Annotated in this window: 17 protein-coding genes; 15 read left to right on the forward strand and 2 right to left on the reverse strand. The window is 70.5% G+C overall.

Annotated elements, in window-relative coordinates; translation table 11 throughout:
- The first annotated feature begins 37 nt into the window (after positions 1-37).
- From gap to OG959_RS30035, 8 genes are all read left to right on the forward strand, one after another.
- Complete coding sequence (gene gap, locus OG959_RS30000) at positions 38-1,048, forward strand: type I glyceraldehyde-3-phosphate dehydrogenase (protein WP_219573458.1); 1,011 nt, start codon at positions 38-40, stop codon at positions 1,046-1,048.
- 108 nt (positions 1,049-1,156) lie between these two features.
- Entirely contained in the window at positions 1,157-2,368 is a 1,212-nt protein-coding gene (locus tag OG959_RS30005) for a phosphoglycerate kinase (RefSeq protein WP_326663501.1), read from the forward strand.
- Positions 2,369-2,374: 6 nt separating this feature from the next.
- Entirely contained in the window at positions 2,375-3,163 is a 789-nt protein-coding gene (gene tpiA, locus OG959_RS30010) for a triose-phosphate isomerase (RefSeq protein WP_326663502.1), read from the forward strand.
- A gap of 109 nt (positions 3,164-3,272) precedes the next feature.
- On the forward strand, positions 3,273-3,509 hold the full coding sequence (secG, locus tag OG959_RS30015; protein WP_018104607.1) for a preprotein translocase subunit SecG: 237 nt from the start codon (positions 3,273-3,275) through the stop codon (positions 3,507-3,509).
- A gap of 108 nt (positions 3,510-3,617) precedes the next feature.
- Positions 3,618-3,953, forward strand: coding sequence for an RNA polymerase-binding protein RbpA (locus tag OG959_RS30020; RefSeq protein WP_078622699.1), 336 nt, complete (start codon positions 3,618-3,620; stop codon positions 3,951-3,953).
- A 173-nt stretch (positions 3,954-4,126) separates the two neighbouring features.
- On the forward strand, positions 4,127-5,779 hold the full coding sequence (pgi, locus tag OG959_RS30025; protein ID WP_326663510.1) for a glucose-6-phosphate isomerase: 1,653 nt from the start codon (positions 4,127-4,129) through the stop codon (positions 5,777-5,779).
- A 4-nt stretch (positions 5,780-5,783) separates the two neighbouring features.
- Positions 5,784-6,284 carry a PH domain-containing protein gene (locus OG959_RS30030; protein WP_326663511.1) on the forward strand — a complete coding sequence of 167 codons (501 nt, stop codon included), beginning with the start codon at positions 5,784-5,786 and terminating at the stop codon, positions 6,282-6,284.
- Complete coding sequence (locus OG959_RS30035; RefSeq protein WP_326663512.1) at positions 6,281-7,786, forward strand: PH domain-containing protein; 1,506 nt, start codon at positions 6,281-6,283, stop codon at positions 7,784-7,786. The genes OG959_RS30030 and OG959_RS30035 overlap by 4 nt, the downstream gene beginning before the upstream one ends.
- Positions 7,787-7,831: 45 nt before the next feature.
- On the opposite strand, the gene OG959_RS30040 is transcribed toward OG959_RS30035, so the two are convergent.
- Positions 7,832-8,974, reverse strand: coding sequence for a SagB/ThcOx family dehydrogenase (locus OG959_RS30040; protein WP_326663514.1), 1,143 nt, complete (start codon positions 8,972-8,974; stop codon positions 7,832-7,834).
- 672 nt (positions 8,975-9,646) lie between these two features.
- On the opposite strand from OG959_RS30040, the gene OG959_RS30045 reads away from it, so the two are divergent.
- From OG959_RS30045 to OG959_RS30070, 6 genes are all read left to right on the forward strand, one after another.
- On the forward strand, positions 9,647-10,033 hold the full coding sequence (locus tag OG959_RS30045) for an SCP2 sterol-binding domain-containing protein (protein WP_326663516.1): 387 nt from the start codon (positions 9,647-9,649) through the stop codon (positions 10,031-10,033).
- Positions 10,034-10,079: 46 nt separating this feature from the next.
- Positions 10,080-11,306, forward strand: coding sequence for an acyl-CoA dehydrogenase family protein (locus OG959_RS30050; RefSeq protein ID WP_148015883.1), 1,227 nt, complete (start codon positions 10,080-10,082; stop codon positions 11,304-11,306).
- Positions 11,303-12,298 carry a hypothetical protein gene (locus OG959_RS30055; RefSeq protein ID WP_326663519.1) on the forward strand — a complete coding sequence of 332 codons (996 nt, stop codon included), beginning with the start codon at positions 11,303-11,305 and terminating at the stop codon, positions 12,296-12,298. The genes OG959_RS30050 and OG959_RS30055 overlap by 4 nt, the downstream gene beginning before the upstream one ends.
- Complete coding sequence (locus OG959_RS30060; protein ID WP_326663521.1) at positions 12,295-13,224, forward strand: HesA/MoeB/ThiF family protein; 930 nt, start codon at positions 12,295-12,297, stop codon at positions 13,222-13,224. Before OG959_RS30055 ends, OG959_RS30060 begins: the two co-directional genes overlap by 4 nt.
- Before the next feature lie 97 nt (positions 13,225-13,321).
- Complete coding sequence (locus OG959_RS30065) at positions 13,322-14,755, forward strand: MFS transporter (protein WP_442805657.1); 1,434 nt, start codon at positions 13,322-13,324, stop codon at positions 14,753-14,755.
- Between the two features lie 31 nt (positions 14,756-14,786).
- Complete coding sequence (locus OG959_RS30070; RefSeq protein WP_326663522.1) at positions 14,787-15,533, forward strand: response regulator transcription factor; 747 nt, start codon at positions 14,787-14,789, stop codon at positions 15,531-15,533.
- A 52-nt stretch (positions 15,534-15,585) separates the two neighbouring features.
- Here OG959_RS30070 and OG959_RS30075 read toward each other — a convergent pair whose 3' ends face one another.
- A complete protein-coding gene (locus OG959_RS30075) occupies positions 15,586-16,110 on the reverse strand; it encodes a helix-turn-helix domain-containing protein (protein WP_326663524.1) in 525 nt (174 codons plus the stop codon).
- A gap of 756 nt (positions 16,111-16,866) precedes the next feature.
- Between OG959_RS30075 and OG959_RS30080 the strand changes: the two genes are divergently transcribed.
- Positions 16,867-18,117 carry a beta-ketoacyl-[acyl-carrier-protein] synthase family protein gene (locus tag OG959_RS30080; protein WP_326663525.1) on the forward strand — a complete coding sequence of 417 codons (1,251 nt, stop codon included), beginning with the start codon at positions 16,867-16,869 and terminating at the stop codon, positions 18,115-18,117.
- The last annotated feature ends 1 nt before the right edge of the window (position 18,118 follow it).

The raw sequence follows: 18,118 nt of genomic DNA on the forward strand, positions 1-18,118 counted from the left end.
CGTCGAAAACCGGCGTACCTAACGAGGAGATCGGTTCGTGACGATCCGCGTAGGCATCAACGGCTTTGGCCGCATCGGTCGTAACTACTTCCGCGCGCTGCTGGAGCAGGGTGCGGACATCGAGATCGTGGCTGTCAACGACCTGGGTGACACTGCGACCACGGCCCACCTGCTGAAGTACGACACCATTCTGGGTCGTCTCAAGGCAGAGGTGAGCCACACCGCCGACACCATCACCGTCGACGGTCACACCATCAAGGTGCTCTCGGAGCGCAACCCGGCAGACATCCCGTGGGGTGAGCTGGGCGTCGACATCGTCATCGAGTCGACCGGCATCTTCACCAAGAAGGCCGACGCCGCCAAGCACATCGCGGGCGGCGCCAAGAAGGTCCTCATCTCGGCTCCGGCCAAGGACGAGGACATCACCATCGTGATGGGCGTCAACCAGGACAAGTACGACGCGGCCAACCACCACGTCATCTCCAACGCCTCCTGCACCACCAACTGTGTGGCGCCGATGGCCAAGGTTCTCGACGAGAACTTCGGCATCGTCAAGGGCCTGATGACGACGGTCCACGCGTACACGAACGACCAGCGCATCCTGGACTTCCCGCACTCCGACCTGCGTCGCGCCCGCGCCGCCGCGGAGAACATCATTCCGACCACGACGGGTGCCGCCAAGGCCACCGCCCTGGTCCTGCCGCAGCTCAAGGGCAAGCTCGACGGTATCGCGATGCGAGTTCCGGTCCCGACCGGTTCCGCCACCGACCTCGTCGTGACGCTGCAGCGCGAGGTCACCAAGGACGAGGTCAACGCCGCGTTCAAGAAGGCGTCCGACGACGGCGACCTGAAGGGCTTCCTGACGTACACCGAGGACCCGATCGTGTCCTCGGACATCGTCAGCGACCCGTCGTCCTGCACCTTCGACTCCTCCCTGACCATGGTCCAGGAGGGCAACACGGTGAAGATCCTCGGCTGGTACGACAACGAGTGGGGTTACTCCAACCGCCTCGTCGACCTGACCGTCTTCGTCGGCGGCCAGCTCTGATCCTCGGATCGGCAGGCACCTCGATGTGAGCACGGGGCTCGGACGGCGCAACGCAGCGCCGTTCGGGCCCCGCTGCATGCTCCCTCGTCCTCCAAGGAGTCCAGACAGATGAAGACGATCGACGAACTTCTCGCCGAAGGGGTCACCGGCAAGCGCGTATTCGTCCGCGCCGACCTCAACGTGCCGCTCAGCGGCACCACCATCACCGACGACGGCCGCATCCGCGCCGTCCAGCCGACCGTGGCGAAGCTGGCCGAGGCCGGCGCCCGGGTCGTCGTCGCCTCGCACCTGGGCCGTCCCAAGGGCGCCCCGGACCCGGCGTTCTCGCTGGCCCCCGCGGCCACCCGCCTCGGTGAGCTGCTCGGGACCGACGTGGCCTTCGCGACCGACACGGTCGGCGAGTCCGCCCGCGCCACCGTCGCCGCGCTCACCGACGGCCAGGTCGCCGTCATCGAGAACCTCCGGTTCAACGCGGGCGAGACCTCGAAGGACGACGCCGAGCGCGGCGTGTTCGCCGACCAGCTGGCCGAGCTCGCCGATCTGTACGTGGGCGACGGCTTCGGAGCCGTCCACCGCAAGCACGCCTCGGTCTTCGACCTCCCGGCCCGGCTCCCGCACGCCGCGGGCGACCTGATCGCCACCGAGGTCGGCGTCCTGAAGAAGCTCACCGACGACGTGCGGCGCCCGTACGCCGTGGTTCTCGGCGGCGCCAAGGTCTCCGACAAGCTCGGCGTCATCGATCACCTCCTGGAGCGCGCCGACCGCATCCTCATCGGTGGCGGCATGGCGTACACCTTCCTCAAGGCCCAGGGCCACGAGGTCGGCAGTTCGCTGCTGCAGGAGGACCAGATCCCGGTCGTGCAGGAGTACCTCAAGCGCGCAGCGGAGAAGGGCGTGGAGTTCGTGCTCCCCGTCGACGTCGTGGTCGCCCCGGCGTTCCCCGACCTCAAGACCAAGGCCCCGGCCCACCCCACCACCGTCGCCGCCGACGCCATGCCGGCCGGCCAGATGGGACTGGACAACGGCCCGGAGACCAACAAGCTCTACGCATCGAAGCTCGCCGACGCGGCCACCGTCTTCTGGAACGGCCCGATGGGCGTCTTCGAGCACCCCGATTTCGCCGAGGGCACCCGGGCCGTCGCCCAGGCCCTCGTCGACTCCTCGGGCTTCAGTGTGGTCGGCGGTGGCGACTCCGCCGCCGCGGTCCGCATCCTGGGCTTCGACGAGAACGCGTTCGGACACATCTCGACCGGTGGCGGCGCCAGCCTCGAATACCTCGAGGGCAAGACGCTTCCCGGCCTCGCCGCACTGGAGGACTGACCTTTCATGACTGCTACCGCCCAAGGCCGGACCCCGCTGATGGCGGGCAACTGGAAGATGAACCTCAACCACCTCGAGGCCATCGCCCACGTCCAGAAGCTCGCCTTCGCCCTGGCCGACAAGGACTACGACGCCGTAGAGGTCGCCGTCCTGCCGCCCTTCACCGACCTGCGCTCCGTGCAGACGCTGGTCGACGGCGACAAGCTGAAGATCAAGTACGGTGCCCAGGACATTTCGGCGCACGACTCCGGCGCGTACACCGGTGAGATCTCCGGCCCCATGCTCGCCAAGCTGAAGTGCACCTTCGTCGCCGTCGGCCACAGCGAGCGCCGCCAGTACCACGCGGAGACCGACGAGGTCTGCAACGCCAAGGTGAAGGCCGCCTACAAGCACGGCCTGACCCCGATCCTCTGCGTCGGTGAGGGCCTGGACATCCGCAAGGCCGGTGACCAGGTCGCGTACACGCTCGCCCAGCTCGACGGCGCGCTGAAGGACATCCCGGCCGAGCAGGCCGAGACCATCGTGATCGCCTACGAGCCGGTCTGGGCCATCGGTACCGGCGAGGTCGCCACCCCCGAGGACGCGCAGGAGGTCTGCGGTGCGATCCGCGTCCGCCTCGCCGAGCTGTACTCGCAGGAGCTGGCCGACGCGGTCCGCATCCAGTACGGCGGCTCGGTGAAGTCCGGCAACGTGGCCGCGATCATGGCGCAGCCCGATGTGGACGGCGCACTGATCGGCGGCGCCGCACTGGACGCCGACGAGTTCGTCAAGATCGTCCGCTTCCGCGACCAGTGAGTATGCGCTAGCGCGGATCCGTCGTACCCTTGCGGGGGCCAGGAGGGCAGCCTCCCGGCCCCCGTTGTTCGCACATGCAGTCAGGAATTCCGGAAAGTAGGGACCAGCCGTGATTTTGGGGTTCGAGATCGCCCTGATCGTCTTCAGCCTGCTGCTGATGCTGCTGGTGCTGATGCACAAGGGGAAGGGCGGCGGTCTTTCCGACATGTTCGGTGGCGGAATGCAGTCCTCCGTCGGCGGTTCCTCGGTCGCCGAGCGCAACCTCGACCGGATCACCGTCGTGGTCGGTCTGGGCTGGTTCGCGTGCATCGTGGTGCTTGGTCTGCTCATCAAGCTGGACAACTGACCCGTCGTACGCGATTCCGGTGAGGGTGTAACTCCAACCACTGGACGCGCGTTGGGCCTTACGTAGACTGGGGCATCTTCGAGCACCATCACGCAGGGAGTTACGACCGTGGCAAGTGGCAACGCGATCCGGGGAAGCCGGGTCGGAGCGGGGCCGATGGGGGAGGCCGAGCGCGGCGAGTCCGCGCCCCGGGCCCGCATCTCCTTCTGGTGCTCGAACGGGCACGAGACGCAGCCGAGCTTCGCCCATGACGCGCAGGTACCGGAGACCTGGGACTGCCCGCGCTGTGGATTCCCGGCCGGCCAGGACCGGGACAGCCCGCCGGACCCGCCGCGCACCGAGCCGTACAAGACGCACCTCGCGTACGTGCGCGAGCGCCGCAGCGACGCGGACGGTGAGGCGATCCTCGCGGAAGCCCTCGCCAAACTCCGCGGCGAGATCTGACACCTCTCGTGCCTCAGTAGAAGTTGTTCACCGGCCGGACACCCCCAGGGTGTCCGGCCGGAACGCTTCTGCCGTGCCGCAGCCCGCCGTTGTCCCGTCCGCCGCCCTGATCAATTAAGTTGGAGGGGCAGCGGGGAACTGCGGTTACGAGAAGAAGTGGGCTGATGTCCGGGATGAACGCACAAAGCCGAACCAGGCTCAACCAGACGCCGGAATGGACCGCGCTGGGCAAGCACCGTGAGCAGCTCGGGAAGACCCATCTGCGACAGCTGTTCGCGGACGACCCCGAGCGCGGCACGGAATACAGCCTGCGCGTCGGTGATCTGTACGTCGACCACTCCAAGCAGCTGGTCACCGACGAGACGCTCCGGCTGCTCCGTGAGCTCGCCGGGGCCACCGGGGTCGCCGAGCTGCGCGACGCGATGTTCCGCGGCGACAAGATCAACACCACCGAGGACCGCGCCGTCCTGCACACCGCGCTCCGCGCCCCGCGCGACGCCGTGATCGAGGCCGACGGCGAGAACGTGGTGCCCGCCGTGCACGCGGTGCTCGACAAGATGGCGGCCTTCTCCGACCGTGTCAGGTCCGGCGAGTGGACCGGTCACACCGGCAAGCCGATCAAGAACATCGTCAACATCGGTATCGGCGGTTCCGACCTCGGACCCGCGATGGCGTACGAGGTGCTGCGCTCCTTCACGGACCGTTCGCTCACCCTCCGCTTCGTCTCCAACGTCGACGGCGCCGACCTGCACGAGGCCGTGCACGACCTCGACCCGGCCGAGACGCTCTTCGTCATCGCGTCGAAGACCTTCACCACGATCGAGACGATCACCAACGCCACCTCCGCCCGTGACTGGCTCCTGACCGGTCTGAGGGCCGGTCAGGACGCGGTGGCCAAGCACTTCGTGGCCCTGTCGACGAACGCGGAGAAGGTCTCCGACTTCGGCATCGACACCGCGAACATGTTCGAGTTCTGGGACTGGGTCGGCGGCCGCTACTCGTACGACTCGGCCATCGGCCTCTCGCTGATGATCGCCATCGGTCCGGACCGGTTCCGCGAGATGCTCGACGGCTTCCACCTCGTCGACGAGCACTTCCGTACCGCCCCGGCCGAGGAGAACGTCCCGCTGCTGCTGGGCCTGCTGGGCGTCTGGTACGGCGCGTTCTTCGACGCGCAGTCGCACGCCGTGCTGCCCTACAGCCACTATCTGTCCAAGTTCACGGCGTACCTGCAGCAGCTCGACATGGAGTCCAACGGCAAGTCCGTGGACCGGGACGGCAATCCGGTCGACTGGCAGACCGGCCCGGTCGTCTGGGGCACCCCCGGCACCAACGGTCAGCACGCGTACTACCAGCTGATCCACCAGGGCACCAAGGTCATCCCGGCCGACTTCATCGGCTTCGCCGAGCCGGTCGACGCGCTGCTGCCCGGCCTGGTCGCCCAGCACGACCTGCTGATGGCCAACTTCTTCGCCCAGACCCAGGCCCTCGCCTTCGGCAAGACACCGGACGAGGTGCGCGCCGAGGGCGTCCCCGAGGAACTGGTGCCGCACAAGACCTTCCTCGGCAACCACCCGACGACGACGATCCTCGCCGACCGGCTGACCCCGTCCGTGCTCGGCCAGCTCATCGCGCTGTACGAGCACAAGGTCTTCGTCCAGGGCGCCGTATGGAACATCGACTCCTTCGACCAGTGGGGCGTCGAGCTCGGCAAGCTCCTCGCCAAGAAGATCGAGCCGGTGCTGACCGAGGGCAAGGGCGCCGAACAGCTGGACAGTTCGACCGCCGCGCTCGTCGCCGCCTACCGCGAGCTCCGGGGGCGCTGAGCCCATGACCACGGGGGAGGGGGTCGGCCTCAGGGCTCCGGCACACACGCTGGACCCGCGGGCCGTCGGCTGGTGGCGGGCGCAGTGGCTGCTGCTGACAGCGCTGCCGGTCGTGGTCCTGGCCGTGCTGGGCGTCTTCGTCCCGTCCGCACGGTTCTGGCTGCTGCTGTCCGCCGCCGCGCTCGCGGTGCTCGGTACCGGCTGCGCCGTCCTCGTCCCCCTCTGGTGGTTCCGTACGCACCGCTGGGAGGTCACCGACGAGGCGGTGTACGTCCGTACGGGGGTGCTGTGGCAGGAGTGGCGGATCGCGCCGATGTCCCGGATCCAGACCGTGGACACCGTGCGCGGCCCCCTCGAACAGCTCTACAGGCTCGCCACGGTCACCGTCACCACCGCCTCGTCCAAGGGCGCCGTCCGGATCGAGGGCCTCGACCACGAACTGGCGGCCGAGCTCGCGGAACGGCTGACGCGCATCACCCAGGACACCCCGGGCGACGCCACATGAGCACCGCCGCCCCCGCCGTGGACTGGCGACGGCTCGACCGTCGTACGGTCCTGGCCACCGCCCTCGTCACGGCGGGCGTGGCGGCCGGAGCCGCCGTACCGACCACGCTCGGGCTCTCCGGACGGTTCGGGTTCACCGCCGCGGTCGCCTGGGTGGCGGCGGGTGCGGCCCTGCTGATCGCGGGCAGCGCCGGCGCCGACTACGTACGCTGGCGCCGCACCCGCTACCGGATCGGAGCCGACCGGGTCGAGCTCCACACCGGCCTCCTGCTGACCAGGAAGCGCTCCCTCGCGCGGGAACGCATCCGCAGCGTCGACCTCACCGCCCACCCGCTCCAGCGCGTCCTGGGCCTCGTCACCGTCCGGATCGGCACCGGTGAGCACCACGGCGACGACTCCACGCTGGAACTCGACCCGGTCCGGCGTGCCGAGGGCGAACGACTGCGCCGCGCGCTCCTGGAGCGGGGCCTCACGGGGACGTCCGGCAGCCACCGCGAGGGCGAACTCGTCACGCTCGACCCGCGCTGGATCCGCTACGCACCGGTCTCCTTCGTCGCACCGGCACTCGGTGGCGCGGCGGCCGGGGCCGTGCTGCAGGTCAGCGACTGGTTCGGGGCGCAGGGCCAGGTGATCGAGTGGGCGAGCGACCGGTTCCGGGACTTCTCCCTGCCGTCCGTGATCGTGCTCCTCGCCGTCGCCGCGACACTCGCCGGCGTCGTCGGCGCCCTGGGTCTCTGGGTCGAGATGTGGTGGAACTACCGCCTCGAACGGGAGCCCGGCGGCACCCTGCGCATCAGGCGGGGACTGCTCACCTCCCGGTCCGTCTCCATCGAGGAGCGGCGGCTGCGCGGCGTCGACCTCGTCGAGCCGCTCGGCGTCAGGCTCCTGGGCGCCGCCCGGGTCGACGCCATCACCACCGGGCTGGCCAAGGACGACGAGGAACAACACGGCGACCACAACACCCTGGTGCCCGCCGTACCCCGGCCGGTCGCCGACGGGGCCGCCGCCGCCGTGCTGCGCGAGACGGTGTCCCCCACCGCCGCCGCACTGACCCCGCACCCGCCCGCCGCGCGCGGCCGGCGACTGCGCCGGGCCTGCTGGGCGGTCGGCGTGCCCGTCCTGGTCCAGGCCCTGCTCGGTGCGCTGCTGACACCCGTCCTGCTCTGGACCGCGCTCGGCTGCGCGGTCGTCGGACTGCCCGCCGGGGTGCTTCTGGCCCGTGATGCCTACCGCGGTCTCGGGCACGCGCTCAGCGGCGGCTACCTGGTGACCCGCTCGGGCTCCCTGCGACGCTCCACGGCCGCGCTGGAACGGGCCGGGGTGATCGGCTGGACGGTCCGGCAGTCGTACTTCCAGCGACGGGCCGGGCTGCTGAACGTCACCGCGACGACGGCCGCAGGAGCGGGCGCGTACACGGTGTACGACGCGGACGCGTCCGAGGGGCTGGCCTTCGCGGTGGAGGCCGTGCCGGGCCTGCTGGCGCCGTTCGTCGAGCCGAACTGAGCCGTTCGCCGGGCGGACGAGGTCCCTGCGGCCCGCCCGCCCGGGTCAGGGTGCCGTCAGGGCGGTCGCGCCGAAGGCGGTGACGCCGGCCGGTGGAGGGGCGTCCCGGGATACCGGCGCGGGATGCCCGGCCGCCAGGACGTAGAGCGGGGTGTGGTCCGTGTTGTCGAGGCCGCAGCGTCCGGCGACGACGGAGTCCCTGAAGGCACCGGTCTGCGCCGGGCCGAGTCCGAGCGCCGTGGCGGTCAGGGCGAAGGTCTGCCCCAGGTGCCCGGCGTCGAGCAGGCAGACCCGGTAGGCCCGCGGCGTCGGATACTTCACGCTCATCCGCTCCAGGCGTGCGGCGAGGACGACGAAGAAGGCGGGCCGTGCCGCCCACGCCTGGTCGGCGCAGAGATGGGCGGCCTCTTCGGGGGTGAAGCCCTCGGAGAGCAGTTCCAGCGCGTGCGACAGTCCGTCGTAGTGGTACCAGCCGGGGGACAGGCCGTCGACGCCGAGGACGCCGACGTAGGCATCGATCTCCTGCCGTGAACCGCCCTGGGGGCTGGTCCGTCGATACAGCGCGCCCCGGCCGCAGTCGATGAAGTCGACCGGTCCGAACACCGTGGCCAGCAAGGCGGCCAGGGTGTCCAACGGGACCGGGCCACCGCTGAAGTCGCGGTGCGTACGACGGTCGTACAGGACCTCCCCGAGCGGCGCCCGCAGGGGGGCCGGCCTGCGCGGCAACAGGAGCCGGGGAGCGTGCGGATGGCTGGTGAAGAGCGCAGGCAACGGCCCCTCGGCCGGCTCGGCACCGCTGTCCCCGGCTCCGCCGTCGGCAGTGTCCGGTACCTCCCCGGCAGGGCCCGCGTCGTACACGTCCGAGGTGGCGTAGTGGAAGAACGAGGCCTCGGGCATCCACGCGCCCCACTGACCGGCGATCTCCTCGTCGCGGTGGGCGGCCGGGCTGCCCTGGGCCAGCAGCGCCCCGGCGCCGGTGAGCGTCGCGACGGCCTCGTCGACCGTGTCGCGGGTCAGGTGCCCGAGGCGCCCGGCCGCATTTTCGGGGGTGCTCCAGTCCTCGAACGCGGTCAGGATCTCCGCCGCGGCGGGGTGCAGCGCCAGGGAGGTGCCGTGCGGGTGCGGGTGGACGACGAACTCACCGTCGTGCCAGTAGCACGTCAGGCAACGGGAGCGGCGAAGACGCAAGGTGACTCCTCGGAGGTACGGGAGGCGAGTGAGGTGCGGGTGGAAGTGAGGCGTGGGAGGGGAGTACGGGGAGGGCCGCGGATACCCGCGTGGGGCCGGGGGTGTGAGGGGAGGCCGGCCCCACGCGGGCGGGGGTCAGGCCTGTCGGTAGGCCCACGTCCAGTTCCAACTGGACGCCTCGCCGGCCTTGGGCCGGTCGGCCCGGACGGCTGCCCGGTGCTTCATATCGATCCTGCGCATCGTCGGTCACCTCCTTTCTGAATCAATCGCCGCGTGGGTCGCAGCGGTGACTCCTTCATGACGCAGCATGAATTCGACAAATGCAAGAAGAGCTTTACTTAATCACTCTTTCGTGGCTCTTTTCGTGGCCTTGGATATTCCTTTGCGTAGCATTTCTGGGCCGTGATGTCACCTACGGTGATTCGGTGCCATGTGGGGCGGGCGGGCAGCCTGGAAGGCGCATCAGTGCAGGTAGGAGCCATGTCGCCGGACGCGCTTGCTGTTTTCTTTCCATCATTTTTCGGCTACCTGTCGACACGGGTCATGCCCTCCGGGAGGTGTCATAGCGTGCTGCCACCGACGCCCGATGAGCAGGCCCAGGCCTTTCGTTCCTCAAGGAGATGCCTCTTCGGTAGGGCGGGTGTCGGGCCGCATATCTCGCGAAGGAAGAGCATGAGCGTATTTCCGTCCGGAGAAATGGCCGGCGACGTATTCGGGCGGCTTTTCTCCGTACTGCTGGAGAACGAGCAGTTCGTGGAGAAGGCCCGCAAGGAGTCGCTGTCCGTGCAACTGGTGCACAGCAAGCCGGACTGCCGGATCTTCGTATCGCCCGAGGGCGTCGTCCTCGGGGACGCGGCGCCGTTCAAGGCCGCGATCACTCTCAAGATGACCTGCGACACGGCGCACGCGCTGTGGCTGGGACGGCTGCCGGTCCCCACCGCCATCGCCACCGGGAAGCTCCGGATCCGCGGACGGATCGCCAAGGTGCTGGAGCTCGTGCCGTTGCTCCAGCCCGCCTTCGACCGCTACCCGGACATCGCGGCCGAAGCCGGCCTCTGATCCGCGCCCCCACCCCCAGCCCCGCCCTCAAGGAGTCCCGAAAACCATGACCATCGACGTGCCGGGTGACCTCTCCCCGGAGCTGAACTTCGACGAACTGCCGCACGGGGTGCGGCAACTCAAGGACGCCGCACGCCGGTTCGCCCAGGAGGAGGTGAGGCCGCGGGTCCTGGAACTGGACCGGGCACCGGCCGAGGACTTCGACTGGGACCTGGTCCGGCGCGGCCACAAGGCCGGCCTGACCCGGGCTGCCGTCCCCACCGACTTCGGCGGTCTCGGCCTCGGCATGCTCGGGGTCGCCACGGCCCTGGAGGAAGTGGCCGCCGTGTGTCCCGGCACCGCACTCGTCTTCGGCGCCACCATGCTCGGCCAGGCCCCGCTCCTGCTCTCCGGCGATCCCCGCCTGCAGGCCCGCTACCTGCCGCTGTTCTCCGGTGACGAGCCGGTGCTGGCCTGCAACGCGGTGACGGAGGAGGACGCGGGCTGCGACCTGATCATCCCCTCGAACGCGCAGCACGCACGCCACGTCATGACCGCACGCCGGGACGGCGACGCCTATGTGCTCACCGGCAGGAAGCGGTTCATCACGAACGCCCGCTTCGCCGCGTTCGCCTCGGTGTTCGCGAACATGGAGGGCAGCCCCGGGGCGACCGGGCTCACCTCCTTCATCGTGCCGCTCGATCTCCCCGGCGTGGTCCGCGGCCCGGTCGCCGACAAGATGGGCTACCGGGCCTGCCTCGGCAGTGAGCTGACCTTCCGTGAGGTCCGGGTCCCTGCCGAGAACATGATCGGCGGTGAGGGCGAGGGCATGGCCATCAACATGGCGCAGAGCAACATGGCCCGAGCCGCGGTCGCGGGCATCTCCACCGGCGTGGCACGCGGCGCCCTGGAGCAGGCCGTCACCTGGGCGGGCGAGCGGGTCCAGGGCGGCACGCTGCTGCACCGGCACCAGTTCACGGCGGCGAAGCTGGCCGACATGAGCGCCAAGGTCGACGCCGCCCGGCTGCTCTACCTGCACGCGGCGAACACGGTGGACACCCAACTGCCGCCGCCCGCCTACGAGCCGGCCGTGGCCAAACTGTTCGCCGACCGGGCGGCCATCGACGTGGCCGACGCGGCCTGCTCCCTCGTCGGCGCACGCGGCTACCTGCGCTCCCACGGAGTGGAGAAGATGCTCCGCGACGCCTACGGCACCCGCATCTACGAAGGAACCCCCGAGGTGCTGGCGCTCGCCATCACCGAAAGCCTCTACGCGGAGGACGATGCCGCGTGAACGCGTCCCCTTCGCGTGCGAGCGGCGACCGTCACGGGCGCACCACCATCCCCACCTCCGCCGACCCCACGGGATCGCGGGCCCTGCGCTACGTCGCCGACATCATCGAACTCCACGAGCGGCTCAGCTACCGGCGGCTGCCCACGGAGATCGCCGGCCCGCCGCTGTACTACGCGGAGGACGCCCACAGCGGCCTGCTCACCCTGACCGCGCGGGACAGCCAGTTCCCCGCCCGGTACCTCAGGGGCATCCTCGGCTTCCGGCTCGCCCAGTACCTGCGGCTCAGCTGGATCTCGGCCGACCTGGTCTACCGGACGGCCGCGTTCCACGAGCCCCTGCCCCGGGCCGGTGAGACCGAGAGCATCCATACCGTGACCCTCTGCTCCCGCACCGGCAGGATCCGTGGCTACGTCGGACTGAGCTGCTCGTCGGACACCGTGAGCCTCCCGCTCGACTCGGCGCGGCGCACTCTGTTCCCGACCGAGGCGGCGCACGGGGTGGACCTGCTCGGACCGTACGCGCGCCCCGGCCTGGGAACCCACCAGGTCTTCGAGCTGAAGCGCTTCCTGCGCGACCAGTCGATGCCGCTCGGTATCCAGCACGACCGGGTGCCGTGGCACCTCATGCTGGGCATGGGCGAGGCGATGATCCAGCTGGGCGACGCCATCGGCATCGTGCTCGGCGACGCCAAGGAACACGTGGCCCTGCGCCACCTGAGGCTGGCCGGATTCGACCTCCACGTGGTCGAGGACACGTCTCCGAGCCTGCCCCCGTCCGATCCGCTCGCGCCGATCTACCACCAGGGCGTCGTCGCGAAGCCCTTCGTCGCCCCGGTGCCCGGGGACCTGGCGTGGTACCGCGACGTCGTCCGCTCCTACCTCGACGGCACCAGCGACCTGACCTCGTACCACGCCATGGTCGCCAGGCTCGCCGCTCGCCGGCAGAAGGCGCCCGGCCCCATGGTCCCCCGCCAGCGCGGAGGCTCGCGATGACGGCCGAGGACATGCTCCGCCAGCCGGCCGGTGACGAGGAGTCGGAGTCGCACCGGGTCTTCTACGACGAGCTGGTCACCCGTAACGCCGGTGTCGTCTCGGTCCAGGAACAGCAGGCGCTCCGCGCGGCGACGGTCCTCGTCGCGGGCTGCGGTTCGATCGGCGGCGCCGCCGTGGAGCCGTTGACCCGGCTCGGTGTGCAGCGCTTCCTGGTGGCCGACCCCGGCACGTTCGAGCTGAACAACCTCAACCGGCAGAGCGCGGTCGCCGCCGACCTCGACCAGAACAAGGCCGCGGGCGCCGCCGAACGCATCATGTCGATCAACCCGCACGCCCGGGTGACGGTGTTCACGGAGGGGGTGACCCCGCAGACCGTGCAGCGGCTCACCGCGACCTGCCAGATGATCATCGACGGGGTGGACGTCACCACCCCCGACGGCTGGCGCGCCAAGCACCTGCTGCACCGGGTGGCCGTGCAGCGGCGGCTGCCCCTGGTCACCGGCTGGGACATGGCGGGGACCCAGTACGTGCGCTGCTACGACTACCGGCGCGTCCGGGAGCCGTTCGCGGGCGACATCACCGTGAACGACATCGTGCGCATGGACACCTGGGACCTGCTGCGACGCGCGGTGCCGCTGCGCAGGGTCCCGGCCGAGATGCTGGCCGAGATCCGCGCCAACCATCTGCGCACGGACTACAGCTTCCCTCAGGTGGCGTACACCGCCACGGCGTTCGGGGTGCTGAGCTCCCACATGGCGGTGCGGATCCTCGCCGGGAAACCCGTACGCCCGGAGATCCGCGTCGATGTGCACCAGCTGGCCCGGCCGTTCGGCGAGCGCTGGCTGAGCCGTCTGTCCTGGCCGGTCGAACTGGCGGCCCTGGTACCGCCGATGCTCCGCCTCATGCGCCGGCAAGACGCGCGCTGAACGAAGCCCGCCCCGCGGCGGCGGGGCGGGCGCGCGCCGACACCGGGCGCGCCCCGCCCCGGCACCCGGCGCGGCACACCCTCAGGAAGAGGCAACCATGAACGTCTCGAAGCGGAACGTCCTGTGGACGTTCCTGTGCTGTGGCCTGGGCGTGGCCATGGTGTCCCTCGACAACCTGGTCGTCATCACCGCCCTGCCCGCGATCCGCGAGAGCCTCGGCGGCGACATCCAGCAACTCGAGTGGACGGTCAACGCCTACACGCTCACCTACGCGGTCCTGATGCTTCCCGGCGCGGCCCTGGGCGACCGGTTCGGCAGGCGCCGCATGTTCCTCGTCGGCCTGTCCCTCTTCACCGCCGCCTCCGCGGCGGCGGCGCTCGCCCCCGGCATCGGCGCCCTGATCGCGGCCCGTGCCGTACAGGGCCTGGGCGCCGCCGCGTTGATGCCGCTCAACCTGACCCTGCTCACGGCGGTGGCACCCGCGGCCCGCCGCGGAGCCGTCCTCGGAGCGCTCAGCGCCGTCGAAGGACTCGCCATCGCGATGGGCCCCCTCATCGGCGGACTGATGGTGGAGCACCTGGCCTGGCAGTGGATCTTCTGGGTCAACGTGCCCATCGGGCTGGTCGTCCTCCCGCTCGCCCGGGGCAAGCTCGCAGAGAGCCGCGGCCCCCACAACCGGCTGGACCTGGTGGGCACCGCGCTGGCCGGCACCGGTCTGTTCGGCATCGTGTTCGGCCTGATCCAGGGCCCTGCCGACGACTGGTCCAGTGTGCGGGTCCTGGCCGCGCTGACCGGCGGCGCCCTGGTCCTGGCGGCCTTCGTCGTCTGGGAGCTGCGCACGCCGATGCCGATGTTCCCGATGCGCCTCTTCCGTCACCGGACCTTCAGCGGGATGAACGCGGCAGGGCTGCTGATGTTCGCGGGCATGTTCGGCTCGGTCTTCCTGCTCACCCAGTTCTTCCAGGGACCGCGGGGCTACTCGCCGATGGAGGCAGGCCTTCGGATCCTGCCCTGGACGGTGGTGCCGGTCTTCGTCGCGCCGGTGGTCGGCTACCTCTCCGACCGCATCGGAGGCCGTTCCATCGTGGCGCTCGGACTGACCTTCCAGGCCTGCGGACTGGGCTGGATCGCGGCCCGCGTGTCACCGGAGGTGAGCTACCCCTCCCTGGTCCCGGCGCTGGTCCTGTGCGGGCTCGGCATGACCTTCTACTTCTCCCCGACGGCGAATCTGGTGATGAGCTCGGTCGCCGCGGGGGACCGGGGCATGGCCTCGGGCTCCGTCAACGCGCTGCGGGAGCTGGGCGGGGTGCTCGGGGTCGCCGTTCTGGCCTCCGTGTTCACCGCGCACGGTGATCTCGCCACACCGGGCAGCTTCACCGACGGCATGGTTCCCGCGCTGTGGACCGGTGCGTGCCTGATCGCGGTCGGCGCCCTCGCGGTCCTCGCGACACCGAGGCGTCACGAGGCCGGGCGGCCCGCGCGGAAGGACACGGGCGCGGCCGTTCCCGGCACCGAGGGCACCACGGCCTGACACCGTGGAGCCACAGCCCGGAGGAGGGGCCGTGGCTCCACGCCCTGAACGAGAGGAGAGACCGATCACCGCACGCGTGGACGTTCTGCTCGTCGGTAACCGCGCCATCACCCGTGCCGGCGTCCGGGCCGTTCTCGCCCTGGACCGGACCATCGAGGTGGTCGGCGAGGCAGTCGACGGCCCCGACGCCGAACGTCGGGTGTCCGGCCTGAGCCCCCAAGTGGTGCTCGTCGACGCGCAGTCGCCCGGCCTCGACGCCGTCGGCCTGGCCGCCGGGCTGGCCGCGCGGCCGGGGAGAGGGACGCCGGGCCTCCTGTTGATGGTCCAGGGGACGGACGATTCCGCGCGGCAGGCCCTGCGCGCCGGAGCCAGGGGTGTGGTGCTGAGCCGAGCCACCCCCGAGCAACTGCTGTCCGCCGTCCACATGGTCGCCGCCGGGTACACGGTCTTCGAGGCCTCCTGGTCCGCACCGCCCGCCCCGGACGGGGACCGCGGGCCGGCGCCGCCCTGCGGACACGGGACCGCCGAGGAGCGGGCGCGCGCCGAACTGCTGACGCGCCGGGAGCGGGAGGTGCTGACGCTCCTCGCCCGCGGCCTCAGCAATGCCGAGATGTCGGCCGAACTGGTCCTGGGTGAGAGCACGGTCAAATCGCATGTGCAGCACGTGCTCGACAAGCTGGAACTGCGCAACCGGGTCCACGCCGTGATCTACGCCCTCCGGACCGGGCTCGCACCGGCCGCCTGCGGCAGCTGTGGCCCGCGCTGCACGGCGGTCTGACGGCAGACCGCGAAGGCCCCCTGCCGGACACGGTCCGGCAGGGGGCCTTCGGTCAGGCCGGCCCCTCCAGGAGATAGCCGCGCCGGCTGGCCGTGCGCAGGCGCAGCCCCAGGGGCAGGACACGCCTGCGGATCCGCATCACGTGGAGGTCCAGGGCGTTTCGGCTCGCGGTGGAACCACGGGTGCTCAGCAGGGTGAGCAGTTCGTCCCGGGCCACGAGGCTTCCGAAGCGCTGCACCAGGGGCCGTAACAGGTACGTCTCGGTCGGGGACACGGGCACGACGCGGCTGCCGTACCGCAGCAGACCGTCGTGGTCCAGGGCCGGCAGGTCCTGCGACGAGGCCCTGGCGCGCAGGGCCTCGATACGAGCGGTGAAGTCCTCGCGCGTGATCGGGGACCGGACCCAGTCCTCCCGCACATCGGTGGACGTCGGCGGCGTTCCCCCGTTCTCGACCACGAGGAGGCGCAGGGCGCCCGTGCGGCGGTGATGTTCCAGCTTCGACGCCTCGAGGGGCCAGCGGAGTACGTGGACCTTCTCCTCGGCGGAGGACGTGCGGGCCGTTCTGGTGTGTGACATGAAGCTCCCTTTCCGGATTTTGCAGGAGAACAAAATTTGACCGGCCTGGGCATCGCGCCATTCGTCTCGTAATTTATTGTTGAATCGAATGGGGATCTGGGTGGGGCCGAAAACTGTTCTCCGCAGCACCTTTGTTTACTATGCAGCACACTCGAGTGTCGTGGCAATAAGCAATGAACGAAGGCATTGTACGACAAATAAGAAAGTATTTGATCATGGTTCTGAGGTCGTCGCACTTCTTTGTGAGGAAAGGGTTCACCACCTCCCCATTAGTGCTGTGACCGGCGCATTCGGGCCCCTCCCAATGGGTGATCGATCCCCCGGAGTGGGGAGGGGGAAATCAGCAGAACACCCGAGGCGTCGCCGGACCGCGGCGCATAGATTGGCTTCCGGGTGGAGCGGTCGGTCTTCAGTGGTCGGCTCGCTCACACCGGGCAGGATTCCTTTGCCCCGTTCGGGCCTATGGCAAATTCAAGCCATGTCCGGCGTAAAGAAAATAGGGAGACGGTGTGTGTGCCACCGATGAATTGAGTCCAAATGAACACGGGGAAGGCGCCGACCCGGCCGGCGTGGTGCTCGCGGGGCCGGCGAAAGCCGCCACGGACCCGCCTGCCGGCGCGGGTGACCTGCTCCGCGCGGTGATGGCGCTCACCGTGGCGGGACTGAAGAGCCGCGCGCCGGTGGCGGCCGGGCCGGGAGCGGCGGGACTGAAGAGCCGCGCGCCCGTGGCAGCCGGGCCGGGAGACGGAGGCGGTCGTGCGGCACACCTCGGGTGAGAACACGCGTCCGCGCGCCCGGCCGGAGGAGGTGCTGGTGACGGGCATGGGAGCGACCACCCCGCTCGGTGCCGACGTCGCCGGCACCTGGGAAGCGCTGCTGGCGGGCCGGTCCGGCATCTCCCGGATCGACGCCCCGTGGGCCGGCCGCCTGCCGGTACGTATCGCGGGCGCCATGTACCGAGACCCCTACGACGAGGTCGAACGCGTACAGCGGCGCCGGCTGGACCGCAGCCAGGCGGCCGCGCTGGTCGCCGCCGGGGAGGCCTGGGCCGACGCCGGACCGCCGCAGGTCGAGCCCGAACGGCTGGCGGTCGTGGTGGGCACCGGCATCGGGGGCGCGCTGACCATGCTGGACCAGTACGACGCGATGAACGAGCGCGGCCGACGCGCCGTCTCCCCGTACACCGTGCCGCGGCTCATGCCCAACGGCGCCTCCGCGGTGGTCAGTCTGATGCTCGGAGCCCGGGCGGGCACCCATGCGCCGACGAGCGCGTGCGCGTCGGGAGCCGAGGCCATCGCGGTGGGCGCCCTGCTGATCCGCGCCGGACGCGCCGATGTGGTGGTCGCCGGAGGGACGGACGCCTGCCTGCACCCCCTCTCGCTCGGCGCGTTCGCGCAGATGCGGGCGCTCTCCCTGCGCAACGACGCTCCCGAGCAGGCTTCCAGGCCCTTCGAGCGGCGGCGGGACGGGTTCGTGATGTCCGAGGGCGCGGGCATGGTCGTGCTGGAACGGGCGGAATTCGCACGGTCACGCGGCGCGCGCGTCCACGCGGCACTGGCCGGGGCCGGCGTCACCTCCGACGCGCACGACATCACCCTGCCCGACGCCGCGGGGCAGGTGCGCGCCATCGAGGAGGCTCTGCGCGACGCCGGGCTGTCCGGCGGAGACATCGGTCATGTGAACGCCCACGCGACGGGCACGCCCCAGGGCGATATCGCGGAATCCCGGGCGGTGATGAGCGCGGTGGGCGGTCACCCGGTGGTCACCGCCGCCAAGTCCGCGACGGGCCACCTCCTGGGCGCGTCGGGCGCCGTGGAGGCGATCCTCACGGTCCTGGCCCTCAAGGAGTCCCTGGTGCCACCGGTGCGCAACCTGGAAGAGATCGGAGACGGCATCGCACTCGACCTGGTGAGGGGGCTGCCCCGCAAGGCCGACGCCGAGGCGGCCCTGTCGACCTCCTTCGGTTTCGGCGGCCACAACATCGTGCTGGCGTTCACCCGCGCCTGAC

Origin of the sequence: Streptomyces sp. NBC_00385 (assembly GCF_035917155.1) — a bacterium.
GTDB classification, from domain to species: Bacteria; Actinomycetota; Actinomycetes; order Streptomycetales; family Streptomycetaceae; genus Streptomyces; species Streptomyces poriferorum.